Consider the following 22,255-nt stretch of genomic DNA (forward strand, 5'->3'; position numbering starts at 1 on the left):
ACTGATTTATGCTGTACATAATAACAGTGAATCTTTGTGCTTAAAACAGATAATCAAATTGAACTCAAATCTCTTGCCCGTAAATAAGGCCCTTATTCGTATTGAAGGGCTAGTGCTTACTCGTCATGCCAGCTATCGGCAGGGGCAGTTGGTGCTGCAATATTATATTAAAACGACTAGTGGACCTGTGCTCGTTGAACTTCATAACGAGGATGTTGTGTGCTTTTGCCGTCAAACTGACGTGGTCAAGCTAACGCCTTATTTAACTCAAGCTCGTGTGGCTGCTTTGGCGATGACCAACTTTGATCATCAAATTGTTTGTGGCATTTATTTAAAAACTAGTGCTGCACTTAAGCAATTGCAGCGTATCGCGAATGATATAGGGGTGCCTTTATATGAAACTGATATTCGTGCCGAGCAACGTTATTTGATTGAGCGATTCATCGCATTTGATATCGAATGCGAAGGTATTATGGCGTCTACGGTAAACAACTTACCTGTACTCATTGCGCACAGGGCAAGAAGAGGTGTAGTTAGGACACCCCAGTTAGTTATAAAAGAGGATTTGTTGCAAGATGCTGTTAGCAATAGTGTTGTTTTGCGGGCAGGGGGGCAGATAAACAAAATGTATTGTCAAAAAGAAGTCATTTAAAGGTTATTTCCCTCGATTTTGAATGCAGTATGCAAGGCGAGTTATATTCGGTTGGTCTTTATGGGACAGACTATCAGTGTGTCATGATGGTGGGCGATCAAGCGCGATACCCTGAAGCTGAAAATTACATTGTGTGGGTTAAAGATGAAGTCGCTTTACTGCATCGATTAATAGATTGGTTTGGTCTGTATGACCCCGACGTTATTATTGGCTGGGCAGTAGTCGTGTTTGATTTAGCCTTACTATTCAAACGTTGTAAACATCATCATATTCCGCTCACTATTGGTCGAGGCTGTAGTGAGTTAACTTGGAAAGTAGAAGATAAATATCGCCCAGAAACCTTAAGTTTACCCGGTCGAGTTGTACTAGATGGTATTGATTGGCTTAAAGCTGCATTTTATAGTTTCGATCGTTTTTCGCTTGAGTTCGTTGCACGTGCTTTATTAAATGAAGGCAAAGCGATTGATCATGTTGACAATCGAGGCGATGAAATAAGTCAAATGTTCGTTGACGATAAGCTCAAGCTTGCGCATTACAATTTAACTGATTGCCGACTAGTGTGGGATATTTTTGATAAAACTCAGCTACTTGATTTTGCCATCGAGCGGGCTAAGTTAACTGGACTGGAGTTTGGCCGAGTCGGTGCCTCTGTCGCCGCTTTTTATCACTTATACCTGCCACATTTACACCGCAGTGGTTTTGTTGCCCCCCAAATGCCTGCAAGTAATGGGCTGGAAAGCCCTGGCGGCTATGTAATGGAGTCCATGCCGGGACATTATAAAAATGTGTTAGTTCTTGATTTTAAAAGCTTGTACCCCTCTATTATTCGTACTTTTCTGATAGATCCAAAAGGTTTGGTTGAAGGGTTAAAGTTAGCTGAGTCAAATGATGACACTAGTGAAGTGCTAGTTGATGGCTTTTTAGGGGCAAAGTTTAATCGTCATAATCCCATTCTTCCTAAGTTGATCGCTAGTTTAGCCGCACAGCGAGAGCAGGCTAAAGCAGACCGCAATGCACCATTATCGCAAGCTATCAAGATTATTATGAACTCCTTATATGGCGTACTAGGGTCAAAGGGCTGTGTATTTCATGATGCAAAGCTCGCCAGTTCTATTACGATGCGCGGTCACCAGATAATGAAAATGACCAAGAATTGGATAGAAGAAATGGGTTATCAAGTCATTTATGGTGATACCGACTCGACTTTTGTTTGGCTTGGTAACGACATTCAATTCAATGCGTCAGAGATTGGCTTACAGATGGCCAAAATCATTACCGATAAATGGACTCATTGGTGTGCAGCAGAATTTAATTTGGCGAGTTATCTTGAACTAGAATTTGAAAGTCATTTTCAACAATTTATTATGCCCACTTTGCGGGGAAGTGATATAGGCAGTAAAAAACGCTATGTTGGCTTGAAATTAGATAAACATGGTAAGCCAGAAATAGTGTTTAAAGGGATGGAGCAGGTAAGAAGCGACTGGACCCCGCTTTCTAAGCGTATTCAATATCAGCTTTATCAGCGATTCTTTAACCAACAAGATATTAGCGAATTTTTAGAATCCCAAGTGGCTTTATTAAAGCAAGGGGTATTCGATCAAGAGTTGGTGTTTAAAAAGCGTCTGAAACGTAATGTTGAAGACTACACAGCTAAATCAACTCCACATGTTAAAGCGGCAAAGTTGATGGCCGAATATCAGCAAAATACCGATTGGTTAAAAAGAGGGACGGTAATTGAGTATGTTATTACCACAGCAGGCGTTCAGCCTGTGTGTGATAAAGACTGGTTAATGGACTATGACTATTATATAGAAAAACAAATCCAACCTATTGCAGAGCCCATTTTATCATTGCTTGGTTTAAGTTATGACGATTTTTCTAATGGCCAAATGTCGTTAATCTAATGTTACAAAAATGATTGTGTTGACTGTTTTGTTATAACTTCAGTATCGGAAGATTAAGCGCAGCTGTTTATTTTTAAGCCTATATAGCGTTCTAAAACCCTAGTTACCATGAAGTTTACTCGTTTTTTATGCTCTATATAAAATTATATGCTCTGCAGAATCAGACTTCTACATCAGATCTCTAGCAGTTACTGTGGAATTTTTTTATATACACCTGCTGTTATAGCGTTAAAAATAAAAAATTAACCATTCATCTGTGCAGTTTGCTATCTATCTGATTTTTTTTGTTTTAATTTTAGATGATATCCATTTGTTCATAAAAATGAACGGATATGATATATCAACTTGATTAACTTTTGTTCTTACGATGCATCAATTGTTGATTACTTGTTTCAAATGTGATTTTATTGCGTTGCAAATGTGATTTTATAGCGAAAGGTGTTATAGTATCTCAACACCAATACTTCAAATTATGAAGATTGGAATTATAAGAAAGACAAATATATCCAGGGAGATAGACAATGCATAAGAACGTATTAGCTAAATCAGTGCGCTTGGCTCTGATCAGCGGTGCAGCAGCAGCTGCATTTAGCGCACCAGCAGTTTTTGCTGCTGAAGAAGGCGCAGCAGTTGAACGAATCGAAGTAACTGGTTCGCGCATCAAAAGAACTGATTTGGAAACTGCAAGTCCAATTACAGTATTCTCTTCTGCCGATATCGCCGCTACCGGTGTATCAACAATGGAAGACTTTATTCAAACAATACCTGCAATCAATGGTGGCGCTGAAGGTGCTTCAAATAACAATGGTAGCCGTGGTTTCGCAACTGCTTCTCTTCGTGGTTTAGGTTCTGGTCGTACCTTGGTATTAATCAATGGTCGTCGTTTTGCTTCTGGCGATTTGAACTCAATCCCAACAGCTTATGTTGAACGTGTTGAAGTATTACGTGATGGTGCATCGACTGTTTACGGTTCAGATGCAATTGCAGGTGTTATTAACTTTATTACTAAAAAAGACTTTGAAGGTGTTGAATTTCAAGTTCAGTATGACGAAACTTCAGAAGGCGATGGTGAGAAAAGTTTAGTTTCAATGACTACTGGTACATCTAGCGATAAAGGTAACGTTGTACTTTCATTACAATATACTGATCGTCAAACGATTTTCCAAGGAGACCGTGATTTTTCTGAATGTCCTATTTTTGAACGCGGCGGAGAGAAAGTTTGTGGCGGTTCAGGTACTATCCCTTATGGTAACTTTGGTGGACGAGTTAAAGATCCTGTTACTGGCTTAGTACGTCCGTTTGATCAAGCTGTTGATGGTTATAACTATGCAACTACTAGTTACATGGTTACTCCTCAAGAAGTATTTAGCATCAACGGCGCAGGTCGTTATGAGCTAAGTGATAATGTTAGTAGCTTCTTAGAAGGTGGTTTTACTAACCGTAAATCAGATCAGTTAATGGCTGCAGAAGGTACTTTCTGGGCTCCTAAAATGCCAGCTAGCAACCCGTATAACCCTGTTGGGGAAGATATTTATGTTGCGCGTCGTTTAACCGAGTCTGGTGGACGTGCGTTTACTCAGGATTTCTCTGATTACCGTATGGTGTTTGGTTTTGATGGTACAGTTTTCGATTCGTATGACTGGGACATATCGTATAACTTTGCGCGTTTTGTTGATGCTCGTTTAGATGAAGGTCGTGTAAACCCAACTCGTATCGAGACTTTACTTGACCCAGATTTGTGTGCTGCCGATAGTGATTGTCCAGAAGTTTGGAACATTACAGAAGCTAATACATTAACGCCTGCAATGCTTAATTATGCGTTTGTACCAAACTCTCCAATTGTTCGTGGTGAAACTCGTCAATTACTAGGTAATATTTCTGGTGGTTTAGGCTTTGAACTACCAGGTGGTGAAGTAATGTTTGCTGCTGGTTTTGAAAAGCGCTGGGAAGAATACCAAAGTGTACCAGATGGTGCAGCTTCAATTGGTCAAATTTATGGCGTTGGCGGCGAACCTACTGAAGGTGAGTTTTCTGTAGACGAATTATATGCAGAAGTAGATTTACCTATTTTAGAAGGTCTTCCTTTTGCGGAATCTTTACGTGTTACTGCAGCCGTTCGTTATTCTGATTTTGATTTCTTAAATGACTCTGCAACTAACTCGAAATTTGGTTTTGAGTGGGTTCCAGTTGATGGTTTATTACTTCGTGCAACTCAAGCTACAGGCTTTAGAGCACCTGGTATTGGTGAGTTGTTTGCACCACAAAATCAAACTAACTTAGCATATAGCGAGCCATGTACTAATTATGCTACTGGTTCACAAAGCGCAATTGTTAAAGCTAACTGTGCTGCAGAAGGTTTACCTGGAAACTTCCAGTTATCATCTAACCAGTCTGCTACTTTAGTTGGTGGTAACCCAAATCTTAAACCTGAAGAGTCTGATAGCTTAACGGCAGGTTTTGTATATAGCCATGATATCGGTATTAGTTTCAGTGTTGATTATTTTGACATCGAAATTACTAATGGTATCGGTACAGCTGGTACTGACAACGTGGTTAGTGCGTGTTGGGCAAGTGCTAACTTCTCTGACCCGTTATGTGCTCTAGTTAAAGGTCCAAGCGCAACTGGTGACTCACCACACCCAAGCTCACCTTACCGTACTACTTTAGGTGCTGTAGCGGGTATCTCATTAGCGAATGAGAACTTGTCAACATTTGAAACCAGTGGTTTCGACTTTGACTTGTCATACAAAACTGACCTAGGTGCTGGTAACTTATCTGCAGTGTTAAATGGTACTTACTTAGATAAGTATAACTACTCTCCATTCGCTGGTGGTGAGGTTGTTGAAGCTGCTGGTAAAGTTGCTGCTGACCAATGGGAAACTACACTTGCAGTATTCTCTCAGTTAAAAACTAACTTAACGTTAAGTTATGCTATGGATGACTGGACTGTTACATGGCAGTCACGTTACCAGTCTGAAGGCGAAGATTATTTCGCAAGCGATGACAACTTAGATAACATAGCTGATGCAGTTTTCTATCATGACGTTCAAGGTACATACTTCGTATTAGAGAATACTTCTCTAACTGTAGGTATCAAGAACTTATTTGATCAAGAAGCTCCATACCTTACTAACAACCAAGATATGAATACAATTCCATCTTCATATGATACTGCTGGTCAGTATTGGTATGCTAAAGTAAATGTTAAATTCTAGATTGTAATGTCTAATAAAAAGCCAGCATTTGCTGGCTTTTTTTATGTGGGAGAATATTTAGATGGATAAGATACTATCTGAGCTATCTCATTGTTATCGTAATGGTCTTTTTAATGAGATTATTAAGCTTGTTGAAGCAAACCCTCAGCTTTTACGAAATATTCAAGTTGCAAACTTACTAGCTGTTTCTTATCGTCGTATAGGAGCTTTTGAAAGTAGTAAGAAATGCTTTGAATCTATTCTAGTTTCTTCAAAACACCCTGGAATTTATGTTTCATATGCCATGCTTTTATCTGAGATGAAACAGTTTCAGAAAGCATGTCAGCTTTTAGAGAAAGCTATCGAGTTAGACCCTGTGTATTTTGATGCTTTTTTAAACTTAGGGATAGTAGCGACTGAAAAAGGAGATTATAAAAAGGGGTTAAATTCCTATAAGAAAGCCCTACAAATTAAGCCTCAGCACTTTGGTGCATATCTAGGTTACATTCAATCATTAATGAGAGTAGAGGATCTAAACAGGGCTTTAGTGCTTTGTATGCAGGCTAAGTTTGATGCACCGTATCAGTTAACTTTTAGATTGCTTGCAGTCACAATTAAGCTTAAGCAATTTAGTTTAATCGAAGCTGAAAAGGATTTGTTAGCACTTATGGACACTTATCCATCACGATTAGATGTTAAAGTGTTGATGGTTAGGTTAATGCTACAGAAAGGGGATGTATTAGAAAGCATAGAAATACTAAAGGAAATCAACACAGAAGCTCCGTATGACATAGAAGTACAAACTTTATTATTTGAATGCTTAATGTCTAGTAAGGCACATCATCCATTTGAGTTTTATGAGTTAGCTTGCCAGTCGCAAGTGAATAAACCTTTATTAATCGACTATTTTTTGAAACTGATGAAGTTAAAATACTTCGATGTCGCTGAGCAGTTAATTGAAGTAAATGCAATAGAAGTGAAAGAAGATGATACATTTTCTGTTTTAAAAGCTATGGTGTATAGAGAAAAACACTGTTTTGCTAAGTCTCTAGCGCAACTCGAACATATTGATATTAATAACGCTTTATATGCTTCAGCTCTCTACGAGAAGGCCGTAACTCTACTCTGTGCTAAAGAATATTATCAAGCTTATGAAAACGTTCTTGAAGGTATTAAACTAGAACCTGAAGTTAGTCGATGGCAGTCTTTGGAGTATACATGCCGTAAATGTTTATCTTTAGTTAGCTCTATCGATCTTACGACAGATATTTGGATAATAGACAATCTCTTAACACCTGAATTGTTGAATGAGTTAAAAATGTTTTTATTATCACTGCATAAATTAAAAAAAGATTTCATTATGCAGTCGATTCGTGATGGAAGCCAAACTGAAGGTAACTTATTCCATCGAGATATCCCCATTCTAAACAAAGTTAAGGCGCAGTTTATTGAACAACTACAAATAAATTGTAAGAAACGAGGAGTTATTCATACCGGTGTGATTAATGGGGCATGGTCTATTTTAATGGGTGAAAATGGAAAGCATGTTAACCATACTCATTCCGAAGGTACTTACTCGGCATGCTTTTATGTATTGATACCTAAAGGCTGCAAAGAGCAGGGGAATGGTTGGTTTAAGTGCGGTGGAGCTAATATTAGTCAAACATTTATCGATGAAGACGACTATTATATAGAACCTATAGAAAATAGATTAGTCATTTTTCCTTCACATTTATCGCATGGCACTAATTCACTGGTAGGTACCGAAAAAAGGCTAACATTAGCTTTTGATTATAAAGTCTTTTAGGTGTTTTTACGTTTAGGGCTGAAACTTATTGTCAGTTTTACTCCTTTGGAAGCAGGAATAAGTGCAGTCGTGTGAATAGAGCTATTAGTATTAATTCGCTTTATCTCGATTAAATGTTTACTAATTAACCTTTAATTATAATTATAAAGCTGAACTCCTCTTTCCACTTGTTTTTGATGTTTTCAAATGTTGACACAGGTCAACATTTTGTGAAATGATGCTACCAGGTCTATGCCTAATTAGGTGTAGAAAAGGGAAGAAAAACTAACAATCACAAGAGAAAGATAGACTTAGCGTTATTAACGATTTATTAACATTGTTATAAGTCATTTACAATAATAATGTCTACACTTTTTTAATTCACTTCAAATTGGTTGGGAACTATGTCCAAGGTAAGCAATAGAACAAAAATCGCTACTGCACTTGTCGGCGCACTGGCTTTAGCCAGTAGCAACTTGGTAGTTGCAAATCCTCTTGCCGATGTGCAAAAGGCGGACAGCAGAATTCATGCTGACACTGCAGCGTCACAACAAAAAGTTGACAAATATTTTGACCAAGCTCAAGACATGTTGTTTGAGTACGGCAATGTTGCAGATGAACGCGAATCGCTAAAGTCTTATAATGACTACGTAGCTGGTTTAGTGGCTGATCAACAAAAAACACTTGATTCAATACAAACAGACATCAATGGCGTTGATAAATTACGTCAAGGCGTTGTGCCATTAATGTTTAAAATGGTTGATGCGTTAGAACAGTTTGTTCAATTAGATCTTCCTTTTAATACTGAAGTGCGTACTGAACGTGTTGAAAATCTAAAAAATATCCTAGATACAGCAGAAGTCACTTTGGCTGAAAAGTATCGTTTGATCCTTGATGCGTATAGCATTGAGCGTGAATACGGTAACTTTGTATCAGTTAATACTGGTAAGTTAAGCTTAGATGGTAAAGAAGTACTTGTTGATTTCTTTAATCTAGGACGCGTAGCACTTTACGCTCAAAGTTTAGATCAAAAAATTGCGTGGATGTACGATGCTGAAGCTAAAACTTGGAACAAGTTAGATGACAGTTATTTACGTGACATCACCAAGGGTATTCGCATTGCTCGTAAGCAAGGTGCTCTAGATCTATTCGCATTACCAATTCCTGCTGCGGAGACTGCTCAATAATGAAGAAGTTAATTACTACAGCTGTATTAGCTGCAAGTTTGTCTTTAACTGCTGGCATGGTTTCTGCTGCTGATGCACCTAAAACTATCGACCAATTATTGCAAAAAGTTAAAGTTGAACGTGCCAATGAAGGCAAAAATAACTCGAAACGTGAAAGAGAATTTCAAAACGAACGTGGTGACAAAGCGTCGCTATTAAAACGTGAGAAAGATGCTTTAGCTTCAGAGAAGCAACGCGGTAAGGATCTTAACCAAGCGTTTTTAGATAACGAGCGTAAAATTGCTCAGTTAGAAGAAGATTTAAAAACAGCTCAAGGTGACTTAGGTGAAATGTTTGGTGTTGTTAAAGGTGAAGCTGGCGATTTCGCTGGTAAGCTAGCAGCGTCTAATATTTCTGCTCAATATCCTGGTCGTGATGCGTTCATCGCAGAGTTAGGGTCGCGTAAATCATTACCGAAAATTGAAGAACTAGAACAATTCTGGGAAGCGCAATTATTCGAAATGGTTGAGTCTGGTAAAGTTGTTAAATTCACTGGTAATGTGACAGCAATCGACGGTAACGTTGTTAGCACTTCTATCTACCGTGTGGGCGCATTCAACTTGACTGCTGATGGTCAATATGTTGTTTACAAGCCAGAGTTAAGCCTAATTCAAGAGCTTTCACAACAGCCTGAAGGCTACCAAGTATCTGCAGTCGGTTCATGGGAAAATACCACTACTGGTGTATCTGAGTTCTATATTGACCCAGCTCGCGGTGTATTACTGAATATTTTCACCAACAAAGCTAGCATTCAAGATCGCTTAGAAGCTGGTGGTCCAATTGGTTATATTATTCTAGTGTTGCTTGCTTTAGGTGGTTTAATCGCATTAGAGCGTTTAGTCACGTTAACAATTACTTCTGGTAAAGTTAAAAGCCAACGTAAGAATATTGATAATCCAGGTAAGAACCCACTTGGCCGTATTTTAAAAGTATATCAAGACAACAAAGATGTTGATGTTGAAACATTAGAGTTGAAACTTGACGAAGCTATTTTGAAAGAAACTCCTGCTTTAGAAGCACGTATTTCGATCATTAAAGTACTAGCCGCTATCGCTCCAATGATGGGTCTTCTAGGTACAGTAACCGGTATGATTGCAACATTCCAATCAATCCAGTTATTCGGTACAGGTGATCCTAAGTTAATGGCTGGTGGTATTTCTATGGCTCTTGTAACAACAGTACAAGGTCTGATTGCAGCGTTACCATTAATGTTATTACACGCAATTGTTGTTGCTCGTAGTAAGTCTATTGTTCAAGTTCTTGAAGAACAAAGCGCTGGTATCATTGCAGAACATGCTGAGAAGAGGGCTGACTAATGATGCTATTCCTGATGGATATATGGGATTCCGTCAGGGGCTTCATGGCCTCCGGGGGAGATGTCCTCTGGTTGGTAGCAGCTGTGCTTTTCCTAATGTGGGTATTAATGCTTGAGCGTTACTGGTATCTAAATTGGATATCACCAAAGCAACATCAAGCTGTTATATCTGCGTGGGAATCAAGAGATGAAACACACTCTTGGCACGCTCACCGTATCCGTGAAGCTTGGGTGTCCCAAGCTAAGCAAGATTTGAATGCACGTATGCTGTTAATCAAAACCCTAGTTGCAATCTGTCCGATGATTGGTTTACTAGGTACCGTAACTGGTATGATTTCAGTATTCGATGTGATGGCAGTTCAGGGGACGAGTAATGCTCGTCTAATGGCAGCTGGTATCTCAATGGCCACAATGCCGACAATGGCGGGAATGGTAGCAGCGCTATCGGGTGTGTTCTTCAGCACTCGTTTAGACTCGAAAATGAGAATCAGATTAGAAATGCTAAAAGACAGCATGCCTCACCACTAAAGAGAGATTGAACATGGCACGTAAGAAGCATTCCAGTATAGACGAGGAAGCGCAAATTGATATGACCCCGATGCTTGACATCGTATTTATCATGTTGATCTTCTTCATTGTAACAACATCATTTGTTAAGCCATCTGGCTTAGACTATAACAAGCCTAAAGCGTCACAGGCTACGTCTAAACCATCGGCAAACATCTTTATTGGCATCAGTAAATCTGGCGTCATTATGATGGAAAATCGTCAGGTTGATATTGAGCGTGTAACTGCTAACGTAGAACGTATGTTAGCGGAAGCACCGGAAGCTGCAGTACTAATTCAAGCAGATAAAGATACTACTCATGGTTTAGTAGTTAAAGTGCTTGATAACGTTAAAGCAGCGGGTATCGACAAAATTTCTGTATCAGCGGGGAATGACTAATATGCTAAGAGCACTCGTATCAATCATAATTGGTGCCGCAGTGACTTTTGGTCTGTTTGCCTTCATGGCATTCTTAGTCGGCGGCGGTGCACAGCGCAACGATGAGTCGACTGAGACCCCTGTTATTGAAATTACGATGGATAAGCAGGATTCGAAGGCACAGAAGAAACCAAGGGTAACTCCTAAGCCACCACCACCACCAGAGCAACCACCGAAGCCGGATACTACTCCGCCAGATGCTTCAAACAATATTGACACTAATATGTCGTTTAATATGGGTGGAGTTGAAGCGGGATCAGCATCAACAGGCTTTAAGCTTGGTAATATGATGACTCGTGATGGTGATGCTACACCTATTGTTCGTATCGAGCCTCAATATCCAATTGCTGCTGCTCGAGATGGTAAAGAAGGTTGGGTACAACTTTCATTTACAATCAATGAACTAGGTGGTGTAGATGACGTTGAAGTTATCAAAGCTGAACCAAAACGCTTATTTGATCGCGAAGCAATTCGTGCTCTTAAAAAGTGGAAATATAAGCCTAAAATTGTTGATGGCAAAGCGCTTAAGCAAACGGGCATGGCTGTGCAACTTGATTTCACTTTAGAGAAAGGAGGTAGATAATGCGCAAGATTACAACTATTGCAACAGCACTACTTCTTTCTGTTTGTGGAAGTGCAATGTTGAGCAGTGTCGCAATTGCCGCCGAAAAGTGTGAGATTGACAAGCGTCAGTCTCGTGCTGTTGGCGAAAGTGCAGCTAAAAAAGTACAAAAATCTTTTGAGGCATACACTGAAGGCAATTTAGATGAAGCAATTTCCATCTTACTAGAAGCTAACCCTAGAAATGATTTCGACAAAGCTTATGTCGATCGTATGCTAGGTAACTTTTACGCTGAGAAAGGTCAGATGCAAACGGCAATCAAATATTTAAAGACTGCTGTTCAAGCTGACATTCTTGGTGGTACAGATCACGCTGCGACAATGCGTTTGTATGCTGATTTGTTACTTCAAGAGAGAAAGTTCAAGGAAGCTATTCCATACTATTACAAATGGATGGACTTTACCTGTAAGGCTGATTCACAAATGTATCGCCGTGTTGGTATTGCCCACTCAGAGTTAAAAGAATGGAATAAAGTACTTGAAGTTGCTGATAAAGGTTTATCTTTAGCCGATGAGCCGGATAAAAACTTATATCAAATGAAACTAACGGCATACTTTAATCAGAAAAAGTATAAAGATGCAGTTAAAGTTTTAGAGACTATGGTGCCTTTATTCCAAGATGATAAGCGTCTATGGGTTCAGTTAGCACAGTTTTATTTGATGACTGAGGATTACGATCGTTCTTTAGCAACTTATGACTTAGCTTATAAAGCTGGTTTCTTAGATACTGATGGGAACATCACTCGTTTGGCACAACTTTTAGCGCAAAAAGGCTCGCCTTATCAAGCCGCTAAAGTTTATGAAAAACACTTGAAATCAGGGTTGATTCCAGAAAATCAGAAAACGTTAAATATTCTGGCTGGATTCTATCACAATGCTAAAGAGTTTAAGACTGCAGCAAGTTACTATGGTAAAGCAGCGGTTGCAGGTAATGATGGTGAATTATATTTGAAGCAAGGACGTTTATTGTCTATTGACCAAAACTATAAAGAAGCTATTGTTGCACTTGAAAAAGCACTTGACTTGGGCATTGATAACCCAGGCGAAGCGCAATTTGAGTTAGCGTTAGTGCATCTAACCTTAAAACAGTATAAGTCAGCTTATAATCGTGCTGTTCAAGCATCGAATGATAAAAAGACCGCTAGAAGTGCTAAAAGCTACATTTCTTATATCAAAGAAAAAGCCCGTATACATAACGTGGCCCTGTAGTTAACAGCTATTTCTAAGCATTTAAAAAGCCCCGTAAGGGGCTTTTTGTTATGCGCATTTTATGAGTTATTGTAAGTAGGTTAGAGCTTGATGACGAGTATGGTCTAGCGCTAACTCATTTGAGAGTGATTCCACTTGAACAAATAGACCTTCAATATTTTTATTATCACTTGGCAGGCATACTCCCCCAGCTAGTTTATAATCAACACTAAAATTATGATCTTTACCATACTTGGTGAAAAATTGAGTTATTTGCTCGTCAATCCTTTGTAAAACAACTTTAGTGCCTTGTTCATCGATATTAAATAAACCAAGGGCGAAATGGTTTGTATCTAATCTTGCGATTAGATCGGTTGCGCGTAAAAGTGCTTCTTGCACCTGATTAGTAAATAATTCCAGTAAATGAGACTGTTTAACTGTTTCATGTATGTGTGAGCAAAGATACAATAACGCTAAGCTTTGTTTTTCACGCTGATGGCGATGCCATTCACGATTAAACACCTCCATAAAGTAGGTTTGATTGTAGACACCCGTTTCAGGATCTCGAAAGCTTGAATTGCGAAAAGAATAGATCATTGAGGAACTCCATTGAATATTCTTATTTAATTATAGATATGATTTTTGATTCATGTGTAACAGGACTAATAAAAATGAAGAAAACCTTCCTAGCAGCCAGCATATCGTTACTATTTGCGGTCCAAGGTTGTAGTGATAATACACCGCAGACATCTTCGACTGAAGCGGCTGCAGCTCAATCAAGTTCGCAATCAACAAAAGTAACTGCTGAACAAGCTTATCTAACTATGGTTGATAGTTTTTTCAAAGAGCAATTAAAGCTTGAGCCAATCTATGCCACATTCGTAGGTGTGAATGAATTTAATGATCAGTTTGGTAAATCATTGTCTGAGCAGTATTTAAAGGCTCGCCATGATCTTAATGCCAAGTATTTCTCACAGGCTAAAGATATTAATGTTGATGCTTTGCCTGCGGATTTGAAAATCAGCTATAGCATGTTTATTTACGATCGTGACATGGAGCTGATGGGTGAGACTTATCCTGAACATTTTTTACCGATGAATCAATTTTATAACACGGTTTTCACTATGGTTCAGTTAGGTACAGGTGAAAGCGCACAACCTTTTAAAACGGTTGAAGATTATCAAAATTGGCTTGCTCGTTTAGACGGATTCGTTAATTGGCTCAAATTAGCTCAAGTGAGAATGGACGAAGGTATTAATAGTAAGGTGGTGCTACCTAAAGTATTGGTTGATAGAATGATCCCTCAGCTATCAGCTCAGGTAGTCTCTACTCCTGAAGAAAGCCTATTTTATTCACCAATAAAATTGATGCCTGAATCATTTACCAATGAACAAAAAACATTACTTACTCAAGAGTATAAAACGTTTCTAAGCGTTAAATTAATTCCCGCATTAGCAACCCTTCGTGATTATGTTCAAGATACCTATTTACCGAATGCAAGAGCTTCTGACGGTTGGTGGGGATTACCGAACGGGAAAGTATGGTATCAACACTTAGCGAATAGCCATACAACGACCAAAATGCCTGTTGATGAAATCCATCAGATTGGTTTGTCAGAAGTGAAGCGTATTTTAGCTGAAATGGATAAAGTCAGGCAGCAAGTCAAATTTGAAGGCGACTTAACAGCATTTTTTGCTTCTGTATCATCAGAGCCGCAATACTTCTTCACTAACAAGCAAGACTTGATCGATGGTTATATGGGATTAAAAGATACTATTAACCAAGTACTGCCTAAATATTTTAATGTTATGCCTCAAGCTGATTATGTAGTGAAATCAGTAGAAAGTTTCCGTGAGCAGTCTGCTGCAGGTGCATCATACCAATCACCAGCTGTTGATGGTTCTCGTCCCGGCGTTTTTTATATCAATACATTTAATTTAAAAGCTCAGCCGAAATGGGGGATGACCACGTTATCTTTACACGAAGCAGCACCAGGTCACCATTTTCAAATAGCGATTAAACAAGAATTAACTGAAGTTCCTGAATTTCAACGTTTCCAAGGTTATACAGCTTTTGAAGAGGGCTGGGCACTTTATGCTGAGTACTTAGGCATTGAGATGGGGTTGTTCTCCGATCCGTATCAGTATTTTGGCAAACTGTCTGATGAAATGCTACGCGCTATGCGCTTAGTTGTTGATACAGGACTTCACGCCAAAGGGTGGAGCCGCGAACAAGCGATTCAATACATGAAAGATAATTCCCCAATGGCTGAGTCTGATATTGTTGCTGAGGTTGAGCGTTATATGGCTATTCCAGGTCAAGCGTTATCCTATAAGGTCGGTCAGTTAACGATTCTAAAATTACGCGCTGATGCTGAAAAGCAATTGGGTGATAAATTTGATATTAAAGATTTCCATGATCAAATTCTCACTACAGGTTCATTACCTATGGCTGTAATGGAAAGAAAAGTTTCTGATTGGGTTGATGCCGAATTAGCAAAACATTAATTTTCATACGTGTGTCACACATCTTCTTTATGCTAAGGTGTGCGGCACATTTATTTCAAAGTAAGTAGGAGTCAGAATGGTACAAGCAACCGCAAGACATTTGTTAGTCAGTACAGAAGAGCAATGTAACGAATTAAAGCAACAAATTGAAAATGGAGCAGAATTTGCTGAGATAGCGAAGTCTTACTCTTCATGCCCTTCAGGTTCTCAAGGCGGTGACTTGGGTTCTTTTGGCCCAGGCATGATGGTAAAAGAGTTTGATGAAGTCGTATTTAATGCGCCATTAAACCAAGTGCAAGGTCCAGTGAAAACTCAGTTTGGATACCATTTATTAGAAGTGACTAGCCGAGGTTAGTCTTTCTATTAGTCATGATGTTAAAGGCGACGAAATGTCGCCTTTTGTTGTTATTGTTGGTGAGAATAATGTGGACATAGCACTGTATAGCGATAGATTAATTATAAGAAGCTTACAGCCTAAAGATTGGAATAATTTTTTAGCTATCAATCAAGATCCCCAAGTTAATCAATTTGTTCGTGAACCGACTACTGAATTAGTATTACACACGAAGTTTGAAGCAAGCTTACTGCCTTGGTGTATTGAAAGCGGGGAATGGCTAACGTTATTGATTGAAACGATTGATGGCGAGTTTGTCGGCTTAACCGGTTTCTATTGTCAGGACTTTTATTCAAAGCGCGTAGAGGTGGGTTACTTATTGTCTGCAAGTATGCAGGGGATGGGCTATGGATCTGAAAGTCTGCGAGCTGTAGTAGACTGGGGGCGCTTACAATTTGATATTCATAAATATGTTGCGGTTTGTGCTCAAGCCAATTTGCCTTCCATTAACGTATTGCAGAAGGTGGGCTTTATTTTAGAGGGCACTTTTTTACAGCATACCTATCTAGCTGGCAAATGGATTGATGACTATCAATTTGGTTTAGTGTTGTCTACAGCATAAAGATGTTTCAAAATTCATGAGAAAACCCTTTTTTTAGTAAGAGGTTTGTCACATAATACTAAATACAATTGAAAACAATTCTCGTTAACACTAAAAACTTAGATCTAGATAAAGTTTTAACAGTCTAATCTTCGTTAGAATTGTCTGGTTATCAGTGATGTAAAAGGCGTACCTTAATGAAACTTAGCGAGCTAAGTCCTGGCGATAAGGCAATGATTTGTCAAATTGGCCATCTTTCTCTTCCGCAAACGGTAAAGCGTAAATTACTCTCAATGGGAATTACCCCTAACACTCACTTTAGCTTAGTGCGTCGAGCGCCAATGGGTACCGGTGTTGAACTTAATCTTCGCGGTAGCCATATTTGTATGCGTAAAGACTTAGCTGAAGTTATTGAGGTGGTTAAATCATGATTAAACAATTCCATTGCGTCACTGTAGGTAACCCTAACGCAGGTAAATCGACTCTTTTTAATGCGCTAACTGGCTCAAATCAACAAGTGGGTAATTGGTCAGGTGTTACGGTTGAAAAGAAAACTGGCCAGTTTAGTCTTGTCGATACAGAGGTTTTTTTAACTGACCTTCCAGGTATCTATGATTTATTACCCGCAGGTAACAGCTGTGACTGTTCGCTAGATGAGCAGATAGCTCAACAATATTTAGCTGATGAAAAAATCGATGCCATTATAAATCTGGTTGATGCCACTAATATAGAACGTCATTTGTACTTAACTGTGCAACTACGCGAACTTGGCATCCCTATGGTTGTTGTGCTTAATAAAATAGATGCCGCTAAAAAACTTAAAATTGATATAAATATCGAACAAATGGCAGTAGCACTTGGCTGTCCTGTCATTGGAGTGTGTTCCCGAGATCTGAACGATGTTGAACGCGTTAAGTCTGGTATATCATCGATTGTTAATAAAGACGTAGTAGAAAAACCACTTGAGCTTAACTATCACGCCTCAATTGAACAAAGTGTCATTACTTTACAACAACAAAGTGACTTGCATAACTTACCGTACTTGAGCCGTGGACGTGCGTTAGCCATGCTAGGTAATGGTAATGGTAATGGTAATGGTAACGGTTGTGGTAGCTGTGACAGTAGCCAGCTGAAAGATATTGTTAGTGCTTGCTCTAAAATAGCAGAACAAAGCGGTGAAGATATAGAAGTGATGGTGGCAACAACCCGATATGATTTTGTTGAAACAATCTTTCATGCTTCTGTTAATGTTGGCCAGCACCTTAGTATGACAGATAGGTTAGACCGTTTTGTTTTACATCCATTTTTAGGTATTCCGGTGTTCTTATTCGTCATGTATTTGATGTTTATGTTCAGTATCAATGTTGGCAGCTCTTTTATTGATTTTTTTGATATGACGGCCGGCGCTATTTTTGTTGATCATTTTGGTGCCATGTTAAGTTCACTAGGCTCTCCAGATTGGTTGGTAACAATTCTAGCCGGTGGCGTTGGTCAAGGTGTTCAAACCGTTGCAACCTTTATTCCCGTTATTGCCGCATTGTTTTTAGTGTTATCTGTGCTTGAAGCATCGGGTTATATGGCAAGAGCGGCTTTCGTTGTTGACGGTTTAATGCGTCGAATTGGTTTGCCTGGAAAAGCTTTTGTGCCAATGATAGTCGGTTTTGGCTGCTCTGTTCCGGCGATTATGGCCACACGTACTTTAGGCAGTGAGCGTGAACGGATAGTAACCGGTATGATGGCTCCCTTTATGTCTTGCGGCGCACGGTTACCTGTTTATGCATTATTTGCCGCGGCTTTCTTCCCTGAGTCAGGGCAAAATTTAGTTTTCTTGCTTTATATTATTGGTATTTTTGCCGCTATTGGCACAGGATTATTGTTACGCCATACCGTATTGCCTGGTAGTAGCAGCGCTGTGGTGATGGAGTTGCCAAGCTATGAAATGCCGCGAGCTAAAGCGGTAATGTCTCGAACGGTTAAACGGACAAAAAGCTTTATTCTTGGTGCGGGTAAAACGATTGTAATTGTAGTGACGCTGCTTAACTTTATTAATGCTATTGGTGTTGATGGTAGTTTTGGTCACGAGGATAGCCAAGAGTCTTTATTAAGTGTCGCCAGTCAACAAGTGACTCCTTTATTTTCTCCTATGGGGATAGAGCAAGATAATTGGCCTGCAACTGTAGGTATTATTACCGGAATATTTGCTAAAGAAGCGGTAGTTGGTACCTTAAATAGTTTATATAGTACGCCTAACGCTGGTGATGAAGAATTAGCATCATTAGGTGCAACATTCCATGCAGCGTGGTTAACAATACCTGAAAACTTACTCGGTATAGCGCCTGATGATCCATTGTCGATTGATGTGGGTAGCGTTGACAATATTGACACTGCTGCGGCAGAGTTAGCGGTTGATAAATCAACATTCAGTGCCTTGCAATCTGGCTTTAGTGGGCAAATAGCTGCTTTTTCATACCTATTGTTTATTCTACTTTACACGCCATGCGTTGCCGCTATGGGCGCATTGGTTAATGAATTTGGCGTTAAGTGGGCAAGGTTTGCCGCACTGTGGACATTTGCTTTAGCATACGGCTCAGCAACGGTTGTTTATCAAGGTGCAACATTCAGTGAACACCCTGTACAATCAACAGCATGGATAAGTTTCTTTATCTTTGCGCTGGTGATCTTCTATGCTTGGTTAAAGAAGAAAGGGCTCAAAGCACAGCAGATTATTCCAGGGATAAAAATTATTACTGGTTAATCTAATTAAGTGATGAATATTGAACCATAAACCCAGCTCAAAGCTGGGTTTATGGTTTTTTTTACGCTTTTTGTAGTGCAATAGTTGTAACTGCTACAGTTCTGTAGGATCATCTTATTTTTGACAATATCGCCATGTGTGCCGAGAGGATTTTCATGAGTCAAGTGGACACCGAAGTACGTCCAAGTAACTTCATTCGTAATATCATTGACGAAGACCTAAAAAGTGGTAAGCACAATCAGGTGCACACTCGTTTTCCCCCAGAGCCGAACGGCTTTTTACATATTGGTCATGCCAAGTCTATTTGCTTAAACTTTGGTATTGCGAAAGATTATCAAGGCCAGTGTAACTTACGTTTTGATGATACTAATCCTGAAAAAGAAGATATTAACTATGTTAAATCTATTCAGGAAGATGTGCGCTGGTTAGGATTTAATTGGTCTGGCGATATTTGTTATTCTTCTAACTATTTTGATCAACTTCATCAATATGCGATTGAGTTAATCACCAAAGGTTTAGCTTATGTTTGCTTCTTAAATGGTGAGCAAACACGTGAATATCGTGGCACCTTAAAAGAACCTGGTCGTAATAGCCCTTACCGTGATACTTCAGTTGAAGATAACTTAGCGTTATTTGAAAAAATGCGTTTAGGCGAATACCAAGAAGGTGAGTGCGCTCTGCGTGCTAAAATTGATATGGCATCCCCCTTTATGTGCATGCGCGATCCGGTAATTTACCGTATTCGTTTTGCTCATCATCACCAAACCAGGGACAAATGGTGCATATATCCAATGTATGACTTCACGCATTGTATTTCTGATGCACTAGAAAATATCACTCATTCTATATGTACTTTAGAGTTTCAAGATAACCGTCGTTTATACGATTGGGTATTAGATCATTTAAATGATTTCCAAGCGCCAAACCGAACTCGTCAATATGAGTTTTCGCGTTTAAATCTTGAATATACCTTAATGTCTAAACGCAAATTGAACGACTTAGTCACACGCAAACTTGTCGACGGTTGGGACGATCCGCGTATGCCAACTATTGCAGGTTTGCGTCGCAGAGGTTATACACCAGGCTCTATTCGTGAGTTTTGTCAGCGTATCGGCGTGACTAAACAAGATAACTTAATTGAAGTAGGCATGTTAGACGCCTGTATTCGTGAAGAGTTAAACGAACATGCACCACGTGCCATGGCAGTACTTCGCCCAATTAAAGTGGTTATTGAAAACTATCCACATAGTGAGCCTGAAAGTATTCAAGCTGCTGCGCATCCATCTAATGAAGCGATGGGCACCCGCGAGTTATTTTTTGGGCGTGACTTATTTATTGATGCTGAAGACTTTAAAGAAGAAGCGAATAAGCACTTTAAGCGTTTAGTGTTAGGTAAAGAAGTACGTTTACGCAATGCATATGTGATTAAAGCAGAGCGCTGTGATAAAGACGCTGATGGCAATGTGACAACCGTTTATTGTAGCTTTGATGATCAAACCTTGGGCAAAAACCCAGCTGATGGTCGTAAAGTAAAAGGCGTGATCCATTGGGTTGAAGCCACTTCTGCAAAACCGGCTGAGTTTCGTCTATATGAGCGTTTATTTACTGACGCAAACCCAGCGACATTTGATACAGTGGATGAAGTGATTAATCCTAATTCATTGGTGGTATTAAATGGATTGGTCGAGCCTAGTTTGGTGAGTGCACCAGCTGAAAAAGCATACCAATTTGAGCGCGAAGGTTACTATTGTGCTGACAATAAAGACTCAAGTGCTGATCGTTTAGTATTTAACTTAACAGTACCGTTAAGAGATTCTTTCGCTTAACTCGTATCATGTTATATAAAGGCGCTATATGCGCCTTTTTTATTATTTTTTAACTATGTAGAAATGCTGATGAAAATAATTGCTGATGAGAACATGCCTTTTGTTGAGGCATTATTTGCCGACCTTGGCCAAATAGAGTTCGTCAATGGTCGAACCCTAACGGCTAAACAAGTCAAAGACGCCGATGTATTATTAGTGCGCTCAGTTACTAAAGTTAATCAAGCTTTGTTGCAACATGCCCATAAATTGAAATTTGTCGGCAGTGCCACAATTGGCACTGATCATATTGATATCGAGTATTTGCAACAGCGTGGCATTATGTTCTCAAGCGCCCCTGGCTGTAATGCAACTGCGGTAGGCGAGTTCGTTTTTATTGCACTTTTAGAGTTAGCGAAAAGATTACAAACGTCATTGAAAGGTAAAGTGGTCGGTATTGTAGGGGCTGGAAATACAGGCTCTGCAGCCGCGAAATGCTTTGAAGCATACGGACTACAAGTTTTGCTATGTGATCCAATTAAGCAAGCTGAAGGCGATAGTCGTCAATTTACTTCGCTTGATGAATTGCTTGAACGTGCAGATATTGTGTCTTTACATGTGCCTATAACCAAAATGGGTCCACATAAAACCTGGTATTTATTCGATGAGAAAAGGCTAAAGTCATTAAAAACAAATCTTTGGCTAATCAACTGCTGTCGTGGTGAGGTTATTGATAATCAAGCATTAATAAAAATTAAACAAACGCGAACTGATTTGAAAGTTATTCTGGATGTATGGGAAGGTGAGCCTAACCCAATGGCCGAACTGGTTCCCTTAGTTGAATTTGCGACCCCCCACATTGCTGGATATAGTTTAGAGGGTAAGGCTAGAGGGACTCATATGCTATATCAACAGCTTTGCCAGTACTTAAACATAGCCGCTAATCAATCATTGAATTACTTATTACCAAAATTTGAGTTTAGTCAGTTATTGAATGCCACCGACTTAGATGAAACCAGCTTACTTAAAATGTGCCGTTTAGTATTTGATTTACGTGATGATGATGCGCTATTTCGACAGCACTTTGGCAGCGCCTCTGGGTTTGATTTACTGCGTAAGCAACATACCCACAGACGAGAGTTTAGTGCCTTATCGGTTAAATACCCTGTTAATGATGCAAATAGTGCAAGTACAGATTGCAAAAACACCTTGTCATCATTGGGTTTTTCACAATAAAAGAGCCTCTTTACTAACTATTCTTAACCTGTTTAACCATAAGATTAGCTAGTTGAGAAAAAATCACCTAAGCGTTCGGTTTTTAACTAATCAGGCCTAGCATAAGCGCAGTAAACTAGGTAGATTGTTAGTCAGATTAGGTTGTCAGT

The 22,255-nt window shown here is 39.3% G+C and carries 16 protein-coding genes and 1 pseudogene; 16 read left to right on the top strand and 1 reads right to left on the bottom strand.

The window, feature by feature from the left end; all coding sequences use genetic code 11:
• Nucleotides 1-292 precede the first annotated feature (292 nt).
• The 9 genes and pseudogenes from L0B17_RS08005 (at nt 293) to L0B17_RS08045 (ending at nt 12,892) form a co-directional block, all read left to right on the top strand.
• Nucleotides 293-2,556: pseudogene (locus L0B17_RS08005) on the top strand (DNA polymerase II).
• A 521-nt stretch (nt 2,557-3,077) separates the two neighbouring features.
• Entirely contained in the window at nt 3,078-5,771 is a 2,694-nt protein-coding gene (locus tag L0B17_RS08010; RefSeq protein WP_235089127.1) for a TonB-dependent receptor plug domain-containing protein, read from the top strand.
• 61 nt (nt 5,772-5,832) lie between these two features.
• Nucleotides 5,833-7,557 (top strand): putative 2OG-Fe(II) oxygenase, encoded by a 1,725-nt coding sequence (locus L0B17_RS08015; protein WP_235089129.1) that lies wholly within the window; start codon nt 5,833-5,835, stop codon nt 7,555-7,557.
• 383 nt (nt 7,558-7,940) lie between these two features.
• Nucleotides 7,941-8,723 (top strand): DUF3450 domain-containing protein, encoded by a 783-nt coding sequence (locus L0B17_RS08020; protein ID WP_235089130.1) that lies wholly within the window; start codon nt 7,941-7,943, stop codon nt 8,721-8,723.
• A complete protein-coding gene (locus L0B17_RS08025; protein WP_235089132.1) occupies nt 8,723-10,078 on the top strand; it encodes a MotA/TolQ/ExbB proton channel family protein in 1,356 nt (451 codons plus the stop codon). The genes L0B17_RS08020 and L0B17_RS08025 overlap by 1 nt, the downstream gene beginning before the upstream one ends.
• The gene (locus L0B17_RS08030; RefSeq protein WP_235089134.1) at nt 10,078-10,605 is read left to right on the top strand and encodes a MotA/TolQ/ExbB proton channel family protein; all 528 of its coding nucleotides are present in this window, start codon (nt 10,078-10,080) and stop codon (nt 10,603-10,605) included. The genes L0B17_RS08025 and L0B17_RS08030 overlap by 1 nt, the downstream gene beginning before the upstream one ends.
• A gap of 13 nt (nt 10,606-10,618) precedes the next feature.
• Complete coding sequence (locus L0B17_RS08035) at nt 10,619-11,023, top strand: ExbD/TolR family protein (RefSeq protein ID WP_226414450.1); 405 nt, start codon at nt 10,619-10,621, stop codon at nt 11,021-11,023.
• A 1-nt stretch (nt 11,024) separates the two neighbouring features.
• Nucleotides 11,025-11,645: an energy transducer TonB gene (locus L0B17_RS08040; protein WP_235089135.1), complete on the top strand. Its 621-nt coding sequence runs from the start codon at nt 11,025-11,027 to the stop codon at nt 11,643-11,645.
• Nucleotides 11,645-12,892, top strand: coding sequence for a tetratricopeptide repeat protein (locus tag L0B17_RS08045; protein ID WP_235089137.1), 1,248 nt, complete (start codon nt 11,645-11,647; stop codon nt 12,890-12,892). The genes L0B17_RS08040 and L0B17_RS08045 overlap by 1 nt, the downstream gene beginning before the upstream one ends.
• A gap of 66 nt (nt 12,893-12,958) precedes the next feature.
• Here L0B17_RS08045 and L0B17_RS08050 read toward each other — a convergent pair whose 3' ends face one another.
• The gene (locus L0B17_RS08050) at nt 12,959-13,468 is read right to left on the bottom strand and encodes a GGDEF domain-containing protein (protein WP_235089146.1); all 510 of its coding nucleotides are present in this window, start codon (nt 13,466-13,468) and stop codon (nt 12,959-12,961) included.
• Between the two features lie 74 nt (nt 13,469-13,542).
• Here L0B17_RS08050 and L0B17_RS08055 point away from each other — a divergent pair, with 74 nt between their 5' ends.
• The 7 genes from L0B17_RS08055 (at nt 13,543) to L0B17_RS08085 (ending at nt 22,106) form a co-directional block, all read left to right on the top strand.
• Entirely contained in the window at nt 13,543-15,378 is a 1,836-nt protein-coding gene (locus L0B17_RS08055) for a DUF885 domain-containing protein (protein ID WP_235089147.1), read from the top strand.
• Nucleotides 15,379-15,454: 76 nt separating this feature from the next.
• Entirely contained in the window at nt 15,455-15,733 is a 279-nt protein-coding gene (locus tag L0B17_RS08060) for a peptidylprolyl isomerase (protein ID WP_235089149.1), read from the top strand.
• A 34-nt stretch (nt 15,734-15,767) separates the two neighbouring features.
• A complete protein-coding gene (locus tag L0B17_RS08065) occupies nt 15,768-16,334 on the top strand; it encodes a GNAT family N-acetyltransferase (RefSeq protein ID WP_235089151.1) in 567 nt (188 codons plus the stop codon).
• 176 nt (nt 16,335-16,510) lie between these two features.
• Nucleotides 16,511-16,744, top strand: a complete 234-nt coding sequence (locus tag L0B17_RS08070; protein ID WP_235089153.1) for a FeoA family protein — start codon at nt 16,511-16,513, stop codon at nt 16,742-16,744.
• A complete protein-coding gene (gene feoB, locus L0B17_RS08075; RefSeq protein ID WP_235089156.1) occupies nt 16,741-19,068 on the top strand; it encodes a Fe(2+) transporter permease subunit FeoB in 2,328 nt (775 codons plus the stop codon). Before L0B17_RS08070 ends, feoB begins: the two co-directional genes overlap by 4 nt.
• Before the next feature lie 155 nt (nt 19,069-19,223).
• Nucleotides 19,224-20,894: a glutamine--tRNA ligase gene (gene glnS, locus L0B17_RS08080; protein ID WP_235089158.1), complete on the top strand. Its 1,671-nt coding sequence runs from the start codon at nt 19,224-19,226 to the stop codon at nt 20,892-20,894.
• Between the two features lie 69 nt (nt 20,895-20,963).
• On the top strand, nt 20,964-22,106 hold the full coding sequence (locus L0B17_RS08085) for a 4-phosphoerythronate dehydrogenase (RefSeq protein ID WP_235089160.1): 1,143 nt from the start codon (nt 20,964-20,966) through the stop codon (nt 22,104-22,106).
• Nucleotides 22,107-22,255: the final 149 nt, after the last annotated feature.

It is taken from the genome of Shewanella sp. OMA3-2 (genome assembly GCF_021513195.1).
Taxonomy (GTDB): domain Bacteria; phylum Pseudomonadota; class Gammaproteobacteria; order Enterobacterales; family Shewanellaceae; genus Shewanella.